Below are 21,051 nucleotides of genomic sequence, written 5' to 3' on the forward strand. Positions count from 1 at the left end.
AATAGATGCGTCTTAATCTCAACCCTAGTCTTAAACGCATGAGCAATAAAAGGATGTTATTGCCTCATAAAGCCGGCTGAGTCGAGCTTTATGTACCACGCTTTTTTTAACCAACCAAGGATGGATAAGTTATGAGCATCAATGCGCTTAATCGGCGTGTGCCGACCCTTACGCTACTGACAGTGGCCGTCTCCTTAGCTCTATTCGGTTGTTCGGATAGTGACAATAGTTTTAATAACGCTGATACCGCCCAGCCCACGACCACCTACGAGGTGGACATTCAGCGCACCGAGTTTGGCATCCCGCATATCACCGCAAAAGACTATAAAAGCCTAGGATACGGCGTTGGTTATGCCTTTGCCGAAGACAACATCTGCTCGCTGGCCCGCGAAATCGTGGTTGCTCGTGGTCAGAGCATGCTCTATCTGGGCGAGGACGGTGATGTCACCAGCGATGTGTTTTATACCTGGTACAACTCGCCTGCCAAACGCCAGCAGTTTTTGACCGCCCAACAGCCAGAAGTACTTGATGCCGTAGCAGGCTATGCGGCAGGCTATAGCCGCTACTTGCGCGATACAGGGGTGGACAACATCGACCCTGAGTGTGCAGGCGCGCCATGGGTACAAGAAATCGATACCGATGACTTGCTCGCACTTTATGGCAAGGCCAACTTGCGCGGCGGTCTTGCCAATTTTGTTGCGCCCATCGTCGCAGCAGCCCCGCCTGCAGTAGATACAGCTATGACGAGCCGTAGGCTGCCTACCAGCTCAGGTGCGGCATCAGAGACATCGCTATACTCCTCTTCATCCTCATCTTCATCGGCCTCAGCATCAGAGCTGGCGGCGGGCTTTGATTTTGATATGACCACCATCAATGTGATGGATGGCGGCAGTAATGCTTATGCCTTGGGCAGTGAGGTCACCGGCACCCAGCGCGGCATTCTCTATGGCAATCCGCACGAGCCTTGGGATGGCGTACAGCGTTTTTATCAATTTCATCTCACCTTGCCAGGCGAGCTAGACGTCATGGGTGCCGCTCAGCAAGGTCAGCCATTTCCCAATATTGGGTTTAATAAAGACGTCGCTTGGAGCCATACCGTCTCTACCGCCAAACGCTTTACGCTCTATCAGCTTAACCTAGTCGATGGCGATCCGATGAAATATACCTATGAAAACACTGAAGGCGCTGTCGAGGAGCGCGACATCAAAAAAGTCGATGTGACGATCCAGCTGCCTGACAACGGCAGCCTGACTCAGCCCATTTATCTGTCGCACTATGGCCCGATGCTCGCGGTCAACACCGTCAATGGTCTCCTGCCAGCATGGGGCAGTAACAATCTGGCCTTTACCATTCGTGATGCTGCCTCAGAAAACCCGCGCTCACTTAACCAATGGCTTAGTATGAATAAAGCCGATAGCGTCGAAGATTTAAAAGAGCGTATGCAAGACACCGTCGGGCTTGGATTTGTCAATACCATCGCTGCGGATAGACATGGCAAAGCCTTGTACGCTGATATCTCAACCGTCCCTCATGTGACCGCAGACAAGCTAAAGAGCTGCATCGCAGGACAGCCGTTTTTACAAGGCATTGTCAGTTTTGATTTACCCGCGCTCAATGGTAGTAAGGCCGCTTGTGAATGGGGCAATGATGCAGATTCGCCGCAAGCTGGGATTTTTGGCGCATCAAACCTACCTTTTTTGATACGTGATGATTATGTGGCCAACTCTAATGACAGCTATTGGTTTAGCAATCCAAATCAGCCATTGACCGATTTTTCACCACTACTGCGTCGGCGCTTAGCCCCCTTTATCTCGGCCAATCCACCAGATGGCGTACCATTATTGATGCGCACGCGTATGGGTTTTCAGCAGATATTTGATCGTTTGGACAACTCAGATGGGTTAGGCGGCGACACCTTTACTCTAGAAAACCTCCAACAAGTGGTCTATGGCAACCGCAGTTATGTCGCGGAGCTAGTGCTTGACGATGTCCTCGCTGACTGCGCCGCCAATCCGGTGCTGACGTTATCGAGCGGTGGCAGTATCGACGCGACCCAAGCCTGCACAGTGCTGAGCAATTGGGACCGCCGTAATAACTTAGACAGTAGGGGCGCTCATGTCTTTAGAGAGTTTTGGCGCAATGTCGACTTTACCGAAACCACTGATGATGCCTTTGCTGTGCCGTTTGATGAGTCTGACCCTATCAACACACCGCGCGATCTTAAAATCACAGCGGGCACTCGTACCGCCTTGGCAGATGCGATTGCCTATTTTCAAAACAATGGCGTGGCGCTCGATGCCACATTGGGTGAGCTACAATACACCCTTGATGCCAGCAAAAACAACGAGCGTATTCCGATGCATGGCGGCCAAGGACGTGAAGGCGTCTTTAACGTAGCGCGCGGCCCAGCACCAAACGCCGATGCCAGCGAGTATGCCTTTATCAATAACGGCCCGACATATATGCAAGCGGTGACGTTTGATGACAAAGGCCCTGTGGTCAACGCCTTACTGGCGTATTCGCAATCCGCGGATAGCACGCGCCCTTATCACCGTGACCAGACGCGGCGTTACGCTGCAAAAGACTGGATTCGCCTGCCGTTTAGTACTGGTGAGATTGCAGCTCAAGCGGTGGACGATACGCTGCAATTAACCGAGTAAAACCAACTGCTATTTAACCTTATCAAAAGACCTCAGATCACACCGCTGAGGTCTTTTTTCTGCTGAGCGCGCCGTTTCAAGAGCGTAGCAATTCTAAGCCTTTAACCCCCCACTATTACCTCTCCACATCCAAGTCCTTACCCCTCTGCTATAAGTCGTCTCCCCACTACTGGTAGGGATTTGTTATACTAACGGCAGTAAATCCATCATCTCTATACAACCAAAAGCAACACCCAAAACCGCAGCCTGTATGGTCAACCCGAGGAATGCCGTATGACAGAATACTCACAACCAGATACTCAGCAGCCCTACAACCGCGCTGACGAGCAGCCGACGACCACGCGCCCTGTCATGCAGCCTGACAACCCATATGCCAGTACGCGCGGCAGTATCACCAGCAAACAGCTGCCAGCGTTTGATGAAACGATGATCCAAAAATACAATCGCTCAGGGCCACGTTATACCTCTTATCCAACAGCGCTGGAGTTTACCCCGATACCAGTAGAGTTAGAGACCAAAATTCTAAAAAATCGCGAAGCGAGAGCGCCGCTGTCTTTATACTTTCACATTCCGTTTTGTCGCCACCTTTGCTATTACTGCGCTTGCAATAAAATCATCACCAAAAAAAACAGCGACTCAGGCGACTATCTACAATACTTAATCAAAGAGATTACGCATAAGCGCCGCTTGTTGTCGGCGCCAGAGGGCAGTAGCAAGCCTGTCGTCAAGCAGCTACACCTAGGCGGCGGCACGCCAACTTTTTTGCGTGATGAGGAAATGGTTCAGCTCTGGCAGTTTTTACAGACGCAGTTTGAGTTTTTGAGTGATGATGAAGGCGACTACTCTATCGAGATTGATCCGCGTGAGCTGAGCGGCAACACCCTCAAGGTCCTACGCGATCTGGGCTTTAACCGCATCAGCTTAGGGGTACAAGACTTAGACGAGAGCGTCCAAATCGCCGTCAACCGCGTGCATTCAGCGGAATTGATCGAAAACGTACTTACTGAAGCACGCGAATTGGGTTTTCATTCTATCAATATCGATCTGATCTACGGTCTGCCGCATCAAACGCCTGAGACATTGGAGCAAACCGTACGTCGCATCATCGAGATGGCACCCGACCGGCTGTCGGTGTTTAACTACGCGCATCTGCCAGAGCGCTTTAAAGCCCAGCGTCAAATCAAAGAAGCGGATTTACCTAGCCCTGCGGCCAAACTGACCATGCTGGGCAATACCATTAACACGCTCACCGAGACAGGCTATCAATACATCGGCATTGACCACTTTGCCAAGCCCGATGACGAGCTGGCTGTGGCACAGCGCGAGGGTAAATTGCATCGCAATTTTCAGGGCTATACCATCATGGGCGACTGTGATTTGCTCGGCTTTGGGGTCTCATCGATCAGTCAAATCGCCAATGCCAATAGCCGCTATATCTTGCAAAACGATACCGACCTGCAAGCTTATCAAGCCACCATCGATGCCGCGCAGCACAATCTGGCCATCATGCCTGCGGTCAAAGTGATCAAAACCTCTATCAAAGATCGCTTGCGCGAGTATGTGATCATGAATTTGCTGTGTCACGACTACATCGACTTTAAAGACGTCAATCAAAAATTTGGTATCGATGCCATCACCTATTTTATTGATGAGATTGCGCAGTTAGGCGCGATGCAAGAGGACAGACTGATCGATATGGATGTCGCTGGTATCCGTGTGCTGCCAAAAGGCCGCCTACTCGCTCGCAACGTCGCCATGGTGTTTGATGAATATTTAGACAAAAAGCACAAAAACCGCTTTTCTAAAGTGATTTAACGTACTTTAAAAAATACTTTATGCACAAAAAAGACCTCGTTTTTGAGGTCTTTTGTTATGTCAATATGAGCGCTCAACCGTAGCGTTGTTACACCTTAAACTTGTCGCCGACCATACCTTTGACCGTGCTCAAGATGTCGGCAGGCAGTACCACCATTTTTGAGTTATCAGACTCTGCAAGCTGACGTATCGACTTGATGTATTGCTCACCGAGCAGATAAACAATCGGCATCTCTTCATCGCCCATCGCGGCAGTAATCAGACGAATGGACTCCTCAGAGCCTTTGGCCAGCACCACTTGTGCTTCAGCGTCACGACGTGAGGCTTCTAGGCGACCATCTGCTTCTAAAATAGCGGCTTGTTTTTGTCCATCGGCACGCGTCACTGTCGCACGGCGCAGGCGCTCTGCTGCGGCCTGCTCTTCCATTGATGCTTGCATCGTATCTGAGGGGTTGATATCTTGAATCTCGACTGTTTTGAGTGTGATACCCCAATCAGCGATGTCTTCTGAGATGGCGTGCTTGAGCTTGGTTTTAATCTCCTCACGACTAGATAGTGCGTTATCCAAATCCATCTCACCGATGATCGAGCGCAGGGAAGTCTGTACCAGATTACGGATACCATACTCATAATCTTCGATACCATAGACCGCCTTATCGGGGCGGACGATATTGATATACGCCACCGCGTTGGCGATGATTACCACGTTATCACGGGTGATGACTTCTTGTGATGGAATATCGAGTACGATGTCTTTGGTGGTGACTTTATACGCGACGTCATCGACATAAGGGATAATAAGATTGAGACCAGGCTCTAGCGTTTGGCTATATTTACCCAGTCGCTGCACCACCCACTTATAACCTTGCGGTACGATACGCACCCCTTTAAACACGGTAAAGACTACCAGCGCAATCAACACCACCATCACAATGCTAAAGCTTTCCATAATTCATCCCTATAATTGATAATTGTATTTGACTGGCAGTCAAACTTGCCTATTTTTTTGGCTCAGCGTAGGCGACTGCATACTTCTGACGATCAGCTCATTGCCCACGATATCTGTCACCACCACCCGCTCACCAACTGCAATCTCCTCTCCTGTGGTGCGGCACATCCACTCTGCCGCGCCAACGATAGGGACACTAAAGCGCACGATACCTGCGCGCTCGGGCTGCGGTGATAGCACAATCATTCCTGTCTCACCCACGATGACACCCCCGCCCAATCCAGCTTTGGTACGGTCCACTGATAAAGGTTTGATAAACTTAAACCATGCCACTAAAAACACCGCCGACAGCACCAACCAAATGACAACTTGCACAAAAAGAGAAATCGGCAAGAGCCAAGCCAATGCTGCGACAATAATGGCAGCGGCACCAAACCACAGGCTGGCGAATGTCGGCACAAACATCTCAACAATCAGCAACAAAAAGCCCAGTACCAACCAATGCCAAGGCTCAATCATCAAAAACATCTCCATCATTGCCACCCACCCTGTCTGAATCATCCTAGCTTGCTATCCTAGCTTTCAATGTAGCATACTTTGAGCGTTTATAACCTCTTAAAAATCATCAATATACACCACTCATAACACAGCGCCCATACCTTAGATGAAATCAAAAAGCGCCGAATAATCTTTGCCACATAAAAAAACGACCGCCAAAGCGATCGTTTTTTGTCTGATATATAAATATAAATTGTAATCAATCAATGTCTTAGAACTTTAGCTGAGCGCCAACAGTCATTAGATCAGCATCACTTCCCAGCTTGTCGTATTCAGCTTCAACGCTAAAGTTAGGATTTACTGAATAACCAAGACCAACACCGCCAGCTAGGCTCGTATCACTGTCCGAATACGTCTCCGTTCTGATTTCAGTATCGCCGATACTGCGCGTGTAGTCCCCTTCTATCTCAGTTTTTGCCACACCTAATTTACCTTTGGCATATAACCCTGTATTTGGGAACTGATAGCGGTAAGTACCATAAGCGCCATAAGACTTAGCATCAATATCACCACCGCGATAATCTGCATCATCTGAGCCGACGTACTCAGCTTCGATACCAAAGTTAGGATCAAAGTTATAACCCCCATAGATACCATAAGCCGTTGGATCATCAGCACCATTGACGTCTAGATCAAATTGACCGACTTTGGCACCGACGTAAGCTTGACCGGCGTAACCATTACCATAAGTGACGGCCGCTTGCGCGCCTACGGTGAGTAATGAACCTGCCGCTAAAGCCAATAGTGTCTTTTGTAAAGTTTTCATAATATTCCCCTAAGATAGTGTAGTTCGTCAATCTTATATAGAGTATTGGTTTGAGAAACGAGATAGACAACTGTCGTTTCTCAATGACTGCATAACTATTTATGACTGTATTGTATGACTGTGTTTCTCTTATAAATTTCTAATCCGGTAGACTTTTAGTCATCTTATCATCGATTTAGAATTTTAAATGAGCGCCCACTGTTAATAGTTTGGCATCGACGTCGCTATCCATCATGGCGTACTCGGCTTCAACCCCAAAGTTTGGGTTCACTGAATAACCAAGGCCCACGCCACCTGCGATACCAGTATCACTGGTTGAGTTTGACACTTTTAATGGACCAACCGTGTAGTCGCCTTCGACCTCAGTTTTGGCTACCCCTAGTTTACCTTTGGCGTATAAGCCCGTGTTTGGAAACTGGTAGCGGGCCGTACCATAAGCACCATACGTTTTGGCATCTAGGTCACCATTTCTGTAGTCAGCATCGTCTGAGCCAACATATTCTGCTTCGATACCGAAGTTTTGGTCAAAGTTATAGCCACCGTATATACCGTAAGCTGTTGGGTCATCAGCATTGTCGATATCTAAGTCAAACTGACCGACTTTTACACCCATATAAGGTTGGCCTGTGTAGCCGTTACTATAAGTCGTCGCAGCTTGAGCACTGACTGTCAACAATGAACCAGTAGCTAGCGCAAGTAGGGTTTTTTGTAGAGTATTCATGATAAGCTCCTTAAAATTGTGACAAACAAGTTATCTATTTATATAGGCTTTTGGCCTTATCGCCTTGTTTGCTAACGATGAATATATAGTAACAAACTATTTCAAACTCTCTGTCAGTGTTTGATGGTGTGAGAGTTAAGTTTTGCAAGTATTTATCAGTGCGTGGGTTACAAAGGCAAAGATATGAAATCTTTTGTTACAACCTCCGTTTTTGTGCAATAATCCCTACTTATTTCACCGAAAGCGAAGGCAGCGTGTGTGTCTGAGCACTAGGTTTTACCGAGCATATCCTCATGTTTCACCCAGTTAGACGATTATCGCTTGAATAAAAGACAGGCCCTAGCCGCAAGGGACAAAGAGACCGAAAAGGGCCAAAAAATCGCTTTGTTTAATCAAAATAACAGGAAAAAATAGATGATGACCCTCAAGGACGAGCTGGAGCAAGCACTACAGACGTTAAAGAAAAATGAGCAGTATCGACAGATACCGGCGCTGGCGCATGATGGGCGCTATGTTGTTTATCAAGGCAAACGCTTACTAAATATCGCCAGTAATGACTATCTGGGTTTGGGCAGCGATGGTAGGCTACAAAGGGCGTTTTTTGAGCAGATGGATCAGTTGGCTGACACGCATTATCCTAAAATGAGTGCCACCTCCTCACGGCTACTCACAGGAGACGACACGCAGTTACAAGCATTAGAGCTTGAGATGCAAGCGTGGTATCAAACGGCAGTGTGTCAAGAAGATGCCTCTAATAGTCCTAACAATTTGAGTAGGCCAAAATCTGTGTTGGTATTTAACAGCGGCTACCATGCCAATATCGGTATTTTGCCTGCGCTGACCGCCTTACCCATCAAAACACTGGTGTTAGCAGATAAACTGGTGCACGCCAGTATCATCGATGGGCTTCGCCTTAGCCAAAACAAAACCGTTGGCTATCGCCGTTATCGTCATAATGACTACGCGCATCTGGCTCGGCTTATCGAGCAAGCTGATGACGATATCAGGCGCATCATTATCGTGACCGAAAGCGTGTTTAGTATGGATGGTGATCGCGCAGACTTACAACAGCTGGTACAAATAAAAGCCCAAGATGCGCGCATTGAGCTGTATGTTGACGAGGCTCATGCCATCGGAGTTTTAGGTAAGACAGGGCTTGGGCTGGCAGAAGACACGCAGACACTCGGGCAAATTGATTATTTGGTTGGTACTTTTGGCAAGGCATTTGCTTCCGTTGGCGCTTATATCATGTGCGATGAAACCATCAAGCGCTGGCTGGTCAATCACATGCGCTCACTTATCTTTAGTACCGCATTGCCGCCCATCAACCATGCTTGGACACGTTTTGTGTTGGCCAAAATGCCAAGCTTGACGTCGGCACGGACGCATTTGGCGCTACTGTCTACCGAGCTGAGCGAGGCCATTGCCCTCAAATACTCTACCAGCGCAGCCAGCAGCGCCTATACCTCACCTATCGTCCCTTATATATTAGGCGATAATGCGCGCACACTGGCCAAAGCCCAGCAGCTACAGGCCGCTGGGTTTTATGCACTGCCTATTAGGCCGCCTACGGTGCCTGCCAATAGCGCGCGCATTCGTCTCGTGATGAATGCCAAACTGACCTATGATGACTGTGAGCGGTTAATTCAGCAACTGTAGTTGTCTTAAATATAGGTTGAATCGCTACTGGCGATGACTGACGTACAGGTACCTTACGATCAGGTAAAGACGATGATATGGTTTAGGAAAAATGGCTCGCCGACAGATAGGATGTAATAGCATAGATGACACACTCAGCCGCACTCAAGCTAGATCACAGAAAGCAAACCATCGCGCGCCATTTTGCCAATGCCAGTCGTTATGATGAGCACGCCACTATCCAGCAAAAAATCTGTCGCGACTTGCTGGCAACCATCCCCAAAAGAACGCAAGACAGCGTCTTAGAGATTGGCGCAGGTACAGGTCAGATGACCCGCCTATTGGCCGAGCACATTCAAAGCCAGCGCTGGCTGATCAATGAGCTATGCGCGGAGCAAACAGCTACCCTGCAAGGCATTTTGCCGAATGCTCAGATCGTCATCGGCGACGCCGAAACTATCGACTTCAAAGGAGAGCATAGTTTGATTGTCAGCGCCAATGCTGTGCAATGGTTTGATGATCCTCTCAGCTTTGTTGCCCACTCTGCCTCTCGCCTCCAAGCAGGTGGCCAACTGGCCTTTAGCACCTTTACGCCTAATAATTTTTTGCAAATCAAAACCCTGACTGGTCAAGGCCTTCACTATCCTGACATGCAGCAATGGCGCTTGGCATTGCATCACGCTGGGTTTGACAATATTGCGCTATCGACACGGCGCTTTGATGTGACGTTTTCTAGTCCTTATGCGGTACTCAAACATATGAAACTCACTGGTGTATCAACCAATCAAACGCAAAACAAAGCCAGCCCGCGCGTGGCTTTCATTTGGAAAAAATCGAGCTTACAGCAATTTGAGCGGCGCTACTGGCAGCAGTTTTCGGCGATAGACGAGGCGGGAGACGCTGGTGTCATACTCACTTATGAAGCACTGATTATTAGTGCCCAGCTTATTGAACCAAATATCGATCGTTGAACCAAATATCGGTCGTTGATCAAATGAGTAACTGCCATAAAAAAACGCACCTCGAAAGGTGCGTTTTTATGTCACATTAATCAACGGTCAGCTTATCAGCCGTTTTATTTTTTGTCGTCTACTTCTGTAAACTCAGCATCGACAACATCATCGTCGGCTTGGTTGTTACTTGCTGCGTCCGCGCCTTGCTGGAACTGGCTTGGATCCATACCTTCTGCGCCTGCGCCGCTATCAGCATAGATTTTTTGGCTGATAGGCAAGAAAGCATTGTCTAGCGCTTCAAGTTTGGCTTTGATGTCGTCATGATCATCTTCTTTAGTCGCTGTCTCTAACTCAGAGATTGCCGCTTCTACTGATGATTTTTCTTCTTCAGTGACTTTATCACCCGCTTCTTTTAGCGCTTTTTGTACCGCATGGATACGACCATCCGCTTCGTTACGCACTTGTGCCAGATTTGCAAACTTCTCATCTTCAGCTGCGTTGGCTTCAGCGTCTTGTACCATTTGCTCAACTTCTTCATCCGACAAGCCAGAGTCTGCTTTGATCTGGATGCTTTGCGCTTTACCAGTACCTTTGTCAGTCGCTGAGATGTTCATGATACCATCAGCGTTGATATCGAAAGTCACTTCGATTTGTGGCAGACCGCGCGGCGCTGGTGGAATATCTGTTAAGTCAAAGCGGCCAAGCAGTTTGTTTTGGTTAGCGATTTTACGCTCGCCTTGATAAACCTGAATGGTTACCGCAGGCTGGTTGTCTTCTGCTGTTGAGAACACTTGTGATTTCTTGGTAGGAATCATTGTGTTTTTCTCGATGATTGGGGTCATTACGCCGCCCATCGTCTCAATACCAAGCGTCAATGGTGTCACATCAAGCAATAAAACGTCAGTTTTGTCACCAGACAATACCGCACCTTGAATCGCGGCACCCGCTGCTACTGCTTCGTCAGGGTTTACGTCTTTACGTGGCTCTTGACCGAAGAACTCTTGTACTTTTTGTTGTACAAGTGGCATACGAGTCTGACCACCGACCAAGATCACGTCGTTGATGTCGCCGACTTTTAGGCCAGCATCTTCAAGGGCAATCTTACAAGGACCCATGGTACGCTGTACCAGTTCTTCGGTTAAGCTCTCAAGCTTAGAGCGGCTGATAGTAATGACCAAGTGCTTAGGACCACTGCTGTCAGCGGTGATGTATGGTAAGTTCACTTCAGTGCTTTGAGCGCTTGATAGCTCGATTTTTGCTTTTTCGGCTGCTTCTTTTAGACGCTGCATCGCAAGTGAGTCACCTTTTAGGTTGACGTCTTGCTCTTTTTTGAATTCATCGACCAAGTAATCAATCAATGCTGAGTCAAAGTCTTCACCGCCAAGGAATGTGTCACCATTGGTCGCTAGTACTTCAAACTGCTGCTCGCCATCGACGTCAGCGATTTCGATGATTGATACGTCAAATGTACCACCGCCTAAGTCATATACAGCAACTGTGCTATCGCCTTGCTTTTTGTCCATACCATAAGCAAGAGCGGCGGCAGTTGGTTCGTTGATGATACGTTTTACATCAAGACCCGCGATTTTACCGGCGTCTTTGGTTGCTTGACGCTGTGAGTCGTTGAAATAAGCAGGTACCGTTACGACCGCTTCTGTTACTTTTTCGCCCAAATAGTCTTCTGCTGTTTTTTTCATTTTTTTCAAGATTTCAGCAGAAACCTGTGGTGGCGCTAGTTTTTTACCGTTTACTTCTACCCAAGCATCACCGTTATCCGCTTTGGCGATTTTGTATGGCACCATGCCGATGTCTTTTTGTACCACTTTGTCATCAAAACGGCGACCGATCAGACGTTTGATCGCAAACAAAGTGTTTTTTGGGTTGGTGACCGCTTGACGCTTAGCCGATTGACCAACGAGGATTTCGTCGTCTTTATAAGCGACGATAGAAGGTGTGGTACGGGTACCTTCAGCGTTTTCGATGACTTTGACTTTGTCACCTTCCATCACTGCCACACATGAGTTGGTTGTACCCAAGTCAATACCAATTACTTTACCCATAATCAAATGCTCCTAATGTATACTTTAAATATAACTACTTATATCTTCAGACCATAGTCGGTCACTTGTTGCTATATATCGGTTTGCCTGTCGGTTTTTTCAAGGCAATCATCAAGCAAAAATTATCTTTTGTGTGATTTTTTGTCAAAACCCTTTATATAAGTAAGGTTTAGACGCTTAAAATCAAGTAAAAAATCCTACTGACCCACGCGTACCATCGCTGGACGTAGTAGGCGACCATTTAAGCTATAGCCTTTTTGTAGCACTGTACCGACCACATCAGCGTCGGCTTCGGCATCGATACCCACCGCTTCGTGGACATCGGCATTGAACTTTTCACCTTGTGGGTCAATCACTTCGATACCGTTTTTGTTAAGAACAGACAGCAGAGCTTTGTGCGTCAGCTGCACGCCTTCGGCAACCGGATCGCTGGCGTCTGCGTTTTCAATAGCACGCTCTAGATTATCGACGACTTCCAATAGCTCTTTGGCAAATTTTTGTAGGGCAAATTTTTTGCTCTTATCGGCTTCTTGCTCCATGCGTTTTTGCGCATTGTAAGCTTCGGCATTGGCACGGGCGGTGGTCTCACGGGCGTGCTTGACCTCGCCTTCAAGCTCAGCAATACGTGCTTTGAAAGTGTCGATATCGATTTCGTTTTCGATGGTGACGTTTTCATCCGAATTGTTTTTTGGATCAAACTCTTGCATGGTTTCTTCTAAAATACTGTCATTATGCTCGACATTGTCGTGCGCCACATTGTGCTCAGGGGATTTGTGGTTATTGTTTTGCTCGCTCATGATAGCTCCTTAGAATTTTAATAATGACGATTGAGGTATGGCACGACAAACCTGCTGGCAGCAAGTCATGCTGTGCTCTTATTAGTCTGCGCTTTTATTAGATAATCAACAGATATCACTGATTTTTTGCGAATATGCTTTGATAGCTGATTGATAAAGGTGATGAGGACAAATTTCAAGCCTTGAGCTGAGGATTTTTTCCCATTTACAACAATTGCTGTACCAACGAGTGTGGGACCTCTAAAGACATGGTAATGACAATGACATAAACGGTGAGGCCAAACATTGAAATAAAACGTTGGAACAAACAGGCAAATCTATTTTGCAAGAGGTACCCTCCTACTGGTATTGATTTACCTTTATAGCTCACACCCGCTACCAAACCCTTGGTTTATTCCAAAATTTTTACTGTTTTCACTCAATCCATTACCAAAATATACTCAATTTTATTTTCTTTTACTTTACTATGGCCAAAAACATCTGTTATTTCAAACACTAACCATCATATATCCGAGGTGTTATGTCTCACTCAACCATATCGCTCAACACCTTATTAAATAGAGCGTTTATCAATCTAAAGCGCTCAAACGAGCTAGCGCCTGAGATAGAAGCTGTACCAAAAGATAGCGCTGTGCGTCAATGCTGTGCGTTAAAAAGCACGTGTTTGGGTTATCAGCAAGTCGTTAATCATCAAGCGCATACCTTGCATTATGCGATGAAAGGGCTGGGTTATTTGCCATTGCCGCTATTAGAAAGTTTGGTCAGCTGCCTTGGCGGCCCCACTTCTAAGCAATACTTGCATGCCGATGCCCATCTGCGGCTGATTTTGGCGATAAATAGTAAGCTAAAAACCCCGCTTGAGCTGACGCCGATGCCTAAGCTGCGTGAGAGGTTCGCTGCCGATGCTGTGGCCATGCAATCCCCAAAGGTTTGGCAACAGACGGGCGATACGCTGATGAGTAATATAAAGCGCTTTCGCAAAAAAGGTGAGGTCAGCGTTCGTTGGACTGATAAGGTGATTGCAAATGCTGATGATGGCGATATGACCATTCGCTGCTATCAGCCAGACGCTAGCACTTATAGAAAGACAATCAAAAAAGGCAGCGTGCACAATCCTGATGAGACCGTGTTGTTGTTTTTTCATGGTGGCGGGTTTTGTATCGGCGGTATCGATACACATCACGAATTTTGTCATGCGCTGAGCCAGCAGACTGGCTGGCCTGTCGTCAGTGTCGACTATCGATTGGCACCTGAGCATCCCGCCCCAGCCGCGCTAAAAGACTGTATCAGCGCTTATGCTTGGCTGGCCGAGCATTGTCATATGTTTGGCGCGCTGCCTTCACGTATCGTCTTGGCAGGTGACAGCGCGGGTGGCGGCTTATCGACCCTTATTGCTCAGCAGCTCACCGCCCCTGCCAAACAAGCTTGGGCAGACCTAGGTGAAGCGGGGCAAGATATGTTTGCACTGTTAGAGCGTCTGCCTCAGCCGCTTGCGCAAATGCCGCTTTATCCTGTTACCGATATCGAGACAGATTATCCAAGCTGGGAGCTATACGGCGAAGGCTTGTTGTTAGATCATGCCGATGTGGCGGTGTTTGACGCGGCATGTCTAAAAAACAGCCCCTTACCGCGGCAACACATTCTCAACTCGCCTATGCTGGGGGACAACAGCCACGTCTGTCCCACTTATATCGTCACCTCAGAGCTGGATGTCTTACGTGATGAAGCGTTTGCGTATGCAGAGCAACTAAAGACACATAGTGTATCGGTGCGAAACTATACGGTACTTGGTGCGCCGCATGGTTTTATTCACTTTATGAGCATTCATCAGGGGCTAGGATTAGAAACCCGCAAAATCATCCACGGTTTTGCCAGTTTTGTCCGTGAGGTCATTCGTGAGCAGGGGCAATTGGCAGCCTAATGACTGACCGCCTTAGCGCGCTGACTGTGACGACGGCTCAGCCACGGCATCACTGGGCGTCAGGGTAATCATCCAAATCTCAGAGCGCGTCCCCAGTCGAAACGGTACCGGCCCAAAGCCATATCCCGATGTCACCAAAAACTGCGTCTCCCCTACCACCTTAGCGCCATAATGTAGGGGCGCAAGCCCGCGCATCAATAACGTCAATGGAAATATCTGGCCGCCATGCGTGTGCCCTGCTACATGCAAATCTATCGGTAAAGAACTGATTTCGTCCATCATAGATGGGCGATGCTCTAAAAAGACAATAGGCAAATCGGTATCTACCTGAGTCAGTAGCGCCTGCGCTGACAGTCTGCTCTGATCCACATCATCCGAGCGGCCGATGAGCCACACCGAATCATTTAATAGCACGCTTTGGTTATCAAGCACGGTGATACCAGCAGCCGTTACCGCCTGTGCGATTTGCTTATCATAGCCGCGGTAATCGTGATTGCCCAACGTGGCATAAACGCCAAGCGGCGCGTCGAGCTTTGATAAATGCTCATGCATATTATGATGGTCATAAGCGATGGTGGTATCATTCATAATATCGCCAGCGATGAGCACCACATCTGGCTGCTCGCTATCGACTAGGCGCACCAGCTTATCGAGCTGGCGATTGCCAAACCATCTGCCCAGATGAGTATCTGATAGCAGTGCTATCGTCATTGGCTCAGCAAGTGGTTTGTCGGTCATAACCGTTAGGTGATGTACGACTGGCGAGTAGGCGTTAAATACCGCCAGCCCCACGATGCAGACATACATCATACTCGCCGCACCTCGTGCCTGTTTTGGCTGCCATACGTACTTAAATAGCTGGGCGTTTAGCAGCCAGCCTACCGCCGTGAATGCAGCGGCATAGAGCATAAACCCTTGCAATATACTAATGACCAGATATACATGAAAGCGCTCATACCAAAACTCCGTCAACCCGTATATCAGCGCTGCATTATTGACAACAAAAACCGCGGCGAGCACCTCAGCCTTATTAACCTTGCGATACGGTCTTATAAACCAATAAAGTATCGCGCTGGTCAACAAGGTAAGCAGCTGCGTAAAAACGATAAATACCCACATAGTAAAATCTAATCAAATAACGGTGGAGCTATGTTACGCGAAAAGCGAGCCGACTTTGGCCTTTAGACGCTCTTTCATCAATGCTTCACGCTTTTTACATAAAACCTCATATAGTCAGTTGAAAATAAAACTGTTATATAAATTTAAACGCGCTACTGGTATAAATTTTACTTGCGTGCTGCGTTCCCAGAGGCTGCGCAAAATTCATCCCAGTAGCGTTATGCGCTTTTTAGAGTGCATCGACTATATAATCGAATCCAAATAAACCAGCTGCACGGCGCTCAGGTCGCTCAAAGTAACGTGGCTATTAATTTAAACGCGTAACCGGTATAAGTCAGTTATATGGTTTCACGTGAAACAACTCTAAGTTAAAACTTCTCACAGCAAAGTCAAATATATCCATTCGTTTAGCACTACGATTTGGGAATCGTTAAACCGCCTACTATGATGGCGCTACATAACCCTGACATACCCACCAACATCGCCAAATAAAAGAGCTCAAGATCTACCGACTCCGCTATCAGCATTACGATGAGGCTAAACGGAACAGTCGCCATAAATCCCAATACTCCTAATGCAAGCCAGCTTTTGATTGTTTTAAGATGCAGCTTAAAATATATAACGACACCTGCAGTTATCAAAGCAGGAAATAGACCCGCTATCATCTTAAAACCAAGACCTTCGAACATGTCTGCTATGAAGTACTGAAAATCAAACCCTTGCATATTTCTTGGCAAAGCGCCGTCCAGCAAAAACAATATAAAATTCATCGCATTGGCCCCGATCCACCCACCAAATAGCGCAAAGCTGACAACAATCCTTAACCACGGATAAGGCTTGCGAGCGTACTGTTTTGTTAGTGTGATACTTGGGTCTTTGCTTTTTTTGACAGCCATAATTAAGCACCAGTTTTATCATATTAAGGCGGATGGTGAACGGGTTGTATTTGTTTCACATGAAACAACTACAACCCGTTCTTTTATTTAGCGCTGTTTCGCCTCTAAGGCTTGCATGAGCGTAGGATATCGAAACTCATAACCCGCCGCTAATAACGCCTGTGGCAATACTTTTTGACCATCAATTAGTAGTGTCGACATCTCACCAAATATCAGCTTTAGTAAAAATTCTGGTAAAGTAAAGAATGTTGGACGATGTAACCATGTACCTACGGTTTTGGTAAAAGCATGATTGGTTACAGGATTGGGCGCGGTCAAGTTATAGACCATGGCTGGCGTATCATTTGTGGTTTTTAGTGAGTTATTATTTGTGGTTTGACTGTTGTTATAATCGGCAAGGTGCTGCTCAATGATAAATATCACAGCGCCGACCCAGTCTGCCCGACTGATCCAGCTCATGATTTGCTTACCATCGCCCAATTGTCCACCAACGCCCATTTTAAATGGGGTCAAAAGCTTGGCAAGCATTCCGCCATCAGGATGAATCACCACGCCAGTGCGCACGATTGCCACAGGCACGCCATGTTCAGTGGCTTTAAGCGCTAACTGCTCCCAATCATCACATAATTTATGAGCAAAATCTGTCTCAAAACCACTACTTTCTGTCAATGGTTTATCGCCTTGTGTGCCGTACCACCCTATCGCTGAACCACTAATCAATAATTTGGGCTTGCTGCGACTGCGAGCGATAAATGCCAACAATGCCTCGGTAGGCCGAATACGGCTCGCCATCAGCTGCTCTTTGCGACTATCGCTCCAGCGCGAGTCGGCAATACCTGCCCCCGCTAGGTTTATTATCACATCAAAGCGTTTATCGGTCTTTGTAAGCTCATCATAAGTCATCATAGCGATATCGTCAGGGTGCGCCTGGTTACTATCACGCGTCAGCCAAGTGACTTGTGGTGCCTTTTTTCGCTCACGATACCGCGCCATGATTTCGTCGCTAAATGCTCGACCCAAAAACCCTGAACCACCACTGATTAAGATATGCATGTCTGACTCCTTATTCATATCGCCAACTATCTATATCGTCAACTCTTTGAAGATAAACGCTGTCTCACCATCATCGTCTTCTTTCACCGTGATATCAAAACGACTTTCACAGGTTTTTGGTAACGTCTTTTGGTCTAGGACATCTCTTTAATTCAATCAATAGCCATCTAAATGGGTTATAGTCGATACACTCTAAAAATGTCATAGCGCTACTGGGATGAATTTTGCGCAGCCTCTGGGAACGCAGCACGCAAGTAAAATTTATACCAGTAGCGCGTTTAAATCCATAACAGTTTTACATTCAGCTAACTATAAAAATGAAGACACGCTCTAGTGACCAGCACCTATAAAATAATTGGCTTTCTTTCATCCATTTAGAGATCTACTCGTCTCTAAGCAAAACGCTTACGGATAGGGCATTCACTGTCATTACTGTTTTGATACTTGTCTTTTATGGCACTCCAGCGACGCTTCATGTGCTTTATAACAGTAGCGCGACTGGGTAGTACAGGCGCATTGGTCAAGTGAGGTGCGGCTGCGTCCAAACGCTTGGCAAGCGCTGGCAAATGGTTGGATGGTATCGCAGGAAACAAATGATGCTCTACGTGATACAGTAAATTAAATGTCAGCAGATTTATCAGAGGGTTGCGCTCAGTGCGAGCTATCGTCTCGTCACAGTCATGATGCACGCCCCACACAGCGATGATACCGACACTGGCATTGGCCAACATCATCACCACAAGATGATATAGCACCACCTGCCCAAGCACCGTAGACGCAGCAAACACGCTCATCATCAGAGCACCCATGATCACCAATGCCATCAGTCCAAACTCTAGCCAAGCCAGCATCCTATGACGGCGACTGCTCAAGCGCAGCCCTTGACGGTAGATAGCCAACCGATACGTGATACCGCCGAGCAGCGCTTGCTGCCATGATGCCTTTGCCAAACGACCCTCAACGTCTTGGTCGCCTAATGGGTCTCGATGATGCGCCATGTGAGTGGCTCGGATACTATGTAAGCTGGTCATCAATAGCACACTAAGCAGCAATAAAAGAGCAGTGGTCAGACGCCGACCTGCACCTAAACTATGGTGATAACCATCATGCGCTTGACGAAAAGCGGCGGCAAAAAACAGATAAGACGCACCGCACGCCAGTACATACCAAGACTGGCTAGCAAACCACCACGACAACAATAAAAACGGATAAGGCAAAATAATATTATAAGCGATCTGCCTACCAGTCAGCTGGCGCAGGTCTTGCCAGGCTATCGACCTCACCATATCCTTGACCGTTTGCTCTGTCTGACTCTGTGTGTTATTTGGTTTCATGTGCCACATCCATTTGTGATTGGTCTAAGACCTCTGTCTAAAACCTCTATAAGTTATCTTATTATTTTTATTTCTGTCAAAACAGAAATAACAACTTGAGTTTTTATGAGTCTATGTAAGGCGTGTCCTCTGTCGGCGTAAGCACCGCTCGCAAAAAGACTGAATACCAGTCGCGCTGTACCTGTTTACAGTAGATTAACTATCATTAAACCACGCACCATCGCTTGTTTAACACAGCCCATTAACGTAAGACTTTTTTTATACTACTACCCAACTTCAATATCTTTTTGAGTACACTGCTGGGCAATCGTAGCATCTCAGAAGACCACGTGGTCACTGTTTCGACGAATACTTGTGTCTCACGAAGCCGAGCTTTTACGTCACTGTTTTCGTGCTCAAACTCTGGGCTGTCTATGAGCGCCTGCAAAAACTGTACTGTCGGCTCAAGCTCACGCTTTTGACGCTCAATTACGATGATACGTGCCAACTCCCAAACGTCGGTATTGGTGGTAAAGTGATCGCGGCGGTCGCCCAGTATTGAGACCTTTTGTACCAGCCCCCAATGTTGTAGCTCTTTGAGGCTGTTTGAAACGTTTGAGCGTGCAACACCAAGCGTTTCAGTAATCTGCTCAGCATTTAAAGGCTTTCCAATGATAAACAATAACGCATGAATCTGCGACATGGTGCGATTGATGCCCCACTGCGAGCCCATCTCTCCCCAATGCAAAACGAATTTTTCAGTCACAGGATTTAGTTTCATAATTGATAGATACACGCTATTTTTAAATTGATAACCATTGTCTATCTCCATACTGCGCTATTCTTTTATTTCTGTCAATAGTGAAATCACAAGACAATATGATGATATGGTGAGTTCATTATAAAAACGATACAGTGGGACTGGGATGAGTTTTATGCAGCATCGAGCAGCGCAGGCACAGCACGCAAGGAAAATTTAGAACAGTTCCACGTTGATATATAATGTATCTGTTTTATTTAGAATCGACTATAAGACGATATATAGTTAGATTAATACAAAACCCAGTCCAACCTACTTATGCCGTGTGTCTGATTTTCTGTAAAGCATGAGTAGGCGCTAACGAATGATCAAACCTGTGCGCGCGTCACGGATTTGGCTCGGCAGCGTATATCTCAAGGTATCAGCCTGTAGGTAGCCGATTTGCTCAGAAAAATACGCATAAGCTTCAGAGAAAGTCATGGCAGGCGGCTGGCCTGAAGGGTTACAGCTGGTGGAGACCAGCAGGCCAAAAGGGTTTTGCTCACTGACCAACTGCTGGCACAGCTGCTGGATAAGCGGATGAGAGATGACCCGTACCGCCACGGTTTGATGCTGGCCGGTTATCCAATGAGGGATACTGGTGCTTAGTGTTTGCGGAATAGGCAATAGCCATGTATGCGCTTGTTGATACTGCGGCTGGGTGTTGTCGCTGTCCGTCTGCCAGCTCGCCAAAATAGGCTGACGCTGAGCCTGTGTTAAAGGCGCAAGCAACGGCGCTAAACGTTCGGCACTATCGGTAATGACAATCATGCCTTTGGCGATTGGTCGCTGTTTGATGGTCAAGATGCGCTGTACGGCGGCTTGATTATAAGGGTCACAGCCGATACCCCAGACACTTTCGGTTGGATAAGCAAGTAGCTGGCCATTTTTTAGCCAAGTAGCAGCTTGGCTGACAGAGTCGGCCAAAACGGAGGAGGATGGTTTCATGATGGAGGTACAGAAAATAAAAAGGTAGAAACTTATCATACCACAGCAAAAAGCCAATCTAAGACAGCCACTCGCAAAAATAGCA

At 47.2% G+C, this 21,051-nt stretch carries 17 protein-coding genes; 5 read left to right on the top strand and 12 right to left on the bottom strand.

What is annotated here, in order from left to right; translation table 11 throughout:
* Nucleotides 1–131: 131 nt before the first annotated feature.
* Both BTV99_RS04970 and hemN read left to right on the top strand, forming a co-directional pair.
* Nucleotides 132–2,660: a penicillin acylase family protein gene (locus tag BTV99_RS04970; RefSeq protein WP_075101276.1), complete on the top strand. Its 2,529-nt coding sequence runs from the start codon at nucleotides 132–134 to the stop codon at nucleotides 2,658–2,660.
* A gap of 351 nt (nucleotides 2,661–3,011) precedes the next feature.
* Nucleotides 3,012–4,475, top strand: a complete 1,464-nt coding sequence (gene hemN / locus BTV99_RS04975; protein WP_372046517.1) for an oxygen-independent coproporphyrinogen III oxidase — start codon at nucleotides 3,012–3,014, stop codon at nucleotides 4,473–4,475.
* 88 nt (nucleotides 4,476–4,563) lie between these two features.
* Here the strand turns inward: hemN and BTV99_RS04980 are convergent, their stop codons facing one another.
* The 4 genes from BTV99_RS04980 to BTV99_RS04995 form a co-directional block, all read right to left on the bottom strand.
* Nucleotides 4,564–5,424 carry an SPFH domain-containing protein gene (locus BTV99_RS04980; protein WP_075101278.1) on the bottom strand — a complete coding sequence of 287 codons (861 nt, stop codon included), beginning with the start codon at nucleotides 5,422–5,424 and terminating at the stop codon, nucleotides 4,564–4,566.
* A gap of 39 nt (nucleotides 5,425–5,463) precedes the next feature.
* A complete protein-coding gene (locus BTV99_RS04985) occupies nucleotides 5,464–5,961 on the bottom strand; it encodes an NfeD family protein (protein ID WP_058025274.1) in 498 nt (165 codons plus the stop codon).
* Nucleotides 5,962–6,193: 232 nt separating this feature from the next.
* A complete protein-coding gene (locus BTV99_RS04990; RefSeq protein WP_075101279.1) occupies nucleotides 6,194–6,748 on the bottom strand; it encodes a porin family protein in 555 nt (184 codons plus the stop codon).
* Between the two features lie 175 nt (nucleotides 6,749–6,923).
* Nucleotides 6,924–7,469 (bottom strand): porin family protein, encoded by a 546-nt coding sequence (locus tag BTV99_RS04995; RefSeq protein WP_075101280.1) that lies wholly within the window; start codon nucleotides 7,467–7,469, stop codon nucleotides 6,924–6,926.
* A gap of 417 nt (nucleotides 7,470–7,886) precedes the next feature.
* Between BTV99_RS04995 and BTV99_RS05000 the strand changes: the two genes are divergently transcribed.
* Nucleotides 7,887–9,128: an 8-amino-7-oxononanoate synthase gene (locus BTV99_RS05000; RefSeq protein WP_075101423.1), complete on the top strand. Its 1,242-nt coding sequence runs from the start codon at nucleotides 7,887–7,889 to the stop codon at nucleotides 9,126–9,128.
* A 125-nt stretch (nucleotides 9,129–9,253) separates the two neighbouring features.
* Complete coding sequence (locus BTV99_RS05005) at nucleotides 9,254–10,078, top strand: methyltransferase domain-containing protein (RefSeq protein WP_075101281.1); 825 nt, start codon at nucleotides 9,254–9,256, stop codon at nucleotides 10,076–10,078.
* Between the two features lie 104 nt (nucleotides 10,079–10,182).
* Here BTV99_RS05005 and dnaK read toward each other — a convergent pair whose 3' ends face one another.
* Complete coding sequence (gene dnaK / locus BTV99_RS05010) at nucleotides 10,183–12,120, bottom strand: molecular chaperone DnaK (RefSeq protein ID WP_075101282.1); 1,938 nt, start codon at nucleotides 12,118–12,120, stop codon at nucleotides 10,183–10,185.
* 197 nt (nucleotides 12,121–12,317) lie between these two features.
* Nucleotides 12,318–12,917, bottom strand: coding sequence for a nucleotide exchange factor GrpE (gene grpE, locus BTV99_RS05015; protein ID WP_075101283.1), 600 nt, complete (start codon nucleotides 12,915–12,917; stop codon nucleotides 12,318–12,320).
* A gap of 520 nt (nucleotides 12,918–13,437) precedes the next feature.
* On the opposite strand from grpE, the gene BTV99_RS05020 reads away from it, so the two are divergent.
* Nucleotides 13,438–14,838 carry an alpha/beta hydrolase gene (locus tag BTV99_RS05020; protein WP_075101284.1) on the top strand — a complete coding sequence of 467 codons (1,401 nt, stop codon included), beginning with the start codon at nucleotides 13,438–13,440 and terminating at the stop codon, nucleotides 14,836–14,838.
* Nucleotides 14,839–14,850: 12 nt separating this feature from the next.
* Here BTV99_RS05020 and BTV99_RS05025 read toward each other — a convergent pair whose 3' ends face one another.
* The 6 genes from BTV99_RS05025 to BTV99_RS05050 form a co-directional block, all read right to left on the bottom strand.
* Entirely contained in the window at nucleotides 14,851–15,957 is a 1,107-nt protein-coding gene (locus tag BTV99_RS05025) for a metallophosphoesterase (RefSeq protein WP_075101285.1), read from the bottom strand.
* Nucleotides 15,958–16,370: 413 nt separating this feature from the next.
* Nucleotides 16,371–16,853: a hypothetical protein gene (locus BTV99_RS05030; protein ID WP_075101286.1), complete on the bottom strand. Its 483-nt coding sequence runs from the start codon at nucleotides 16,851–16,853 to the stop codon at nucleotides 16,371–16,373.
* An 87-nt stretch (nucleotides 16,854–16,940) separates the two neighbouring features.
* Nucleotides 16,941–17,906, bottom strand: coding sequence for a TIGR01777 family oxidoreductase (locus BTV99_RS05035; protein WP_075101287.1), 966 nt, complete (start codon nucleotides 17,904–17,906; stop codon nucleotides 16,941–16,943).
* A gap of 392 nt (nucleotides 17,907–18,298) precedes the next feature.
* On the bottom strand, nucleotides 18,299–19,240 hold the full coding sequence (locus BTV99_RS05040) for a fatty acid desaturase (RefSeq protein WP_075101288.1): 942 nt from the start codon (nucleotides 19,238–19,240) through the stop codon (nucleotides 18,299–18,301).
* A 241-nt stretch (nucleotides 19,241–19,481) separates the two neighbouring features.
* On the bottom strand, nucleotides 19,482–20,000 hold the full coding sequence (locus BTV99_RS05045) for a GbsR/MarR family transcriptional regulator (protein ID WP_075101424.1): 519 nt from the start codon (nucleotides 19,998–20,000) through the stop codon (nucleotides 19,482–19,484).
* A 336-nt stretch (nucleotides 20,001–20,336) separates the two neighbouring features.
* Nucleotides 20,337–20,966 carry an L-threonylcarbamoyladenylate synthase gene (locus BTV99_RS05050; RefSeq protein WP_075101289.1) on the bottom strand — a complete coding sequence of 210 codons (630 nt, stop codon included), beginning with the start codon at nucleotides 20,964–20,966 and terminating at the stop codon, nucleotides 20,337–20,339.
* Nucleotides 20,967–21,051: the final 85 nt, after the last annotated feature.

Origin of the sequence: Psychrobacter sp. Rd 27.2 (genome assembly GCF_001921755.1) — a bacterium.
Classification (GTDB): Bacteria; Pseudomonadota; Gammaproteobacteria; order Pseudomonadales; family Moraxellaceae; genus Psychrobacter; species Psychrobacter celer.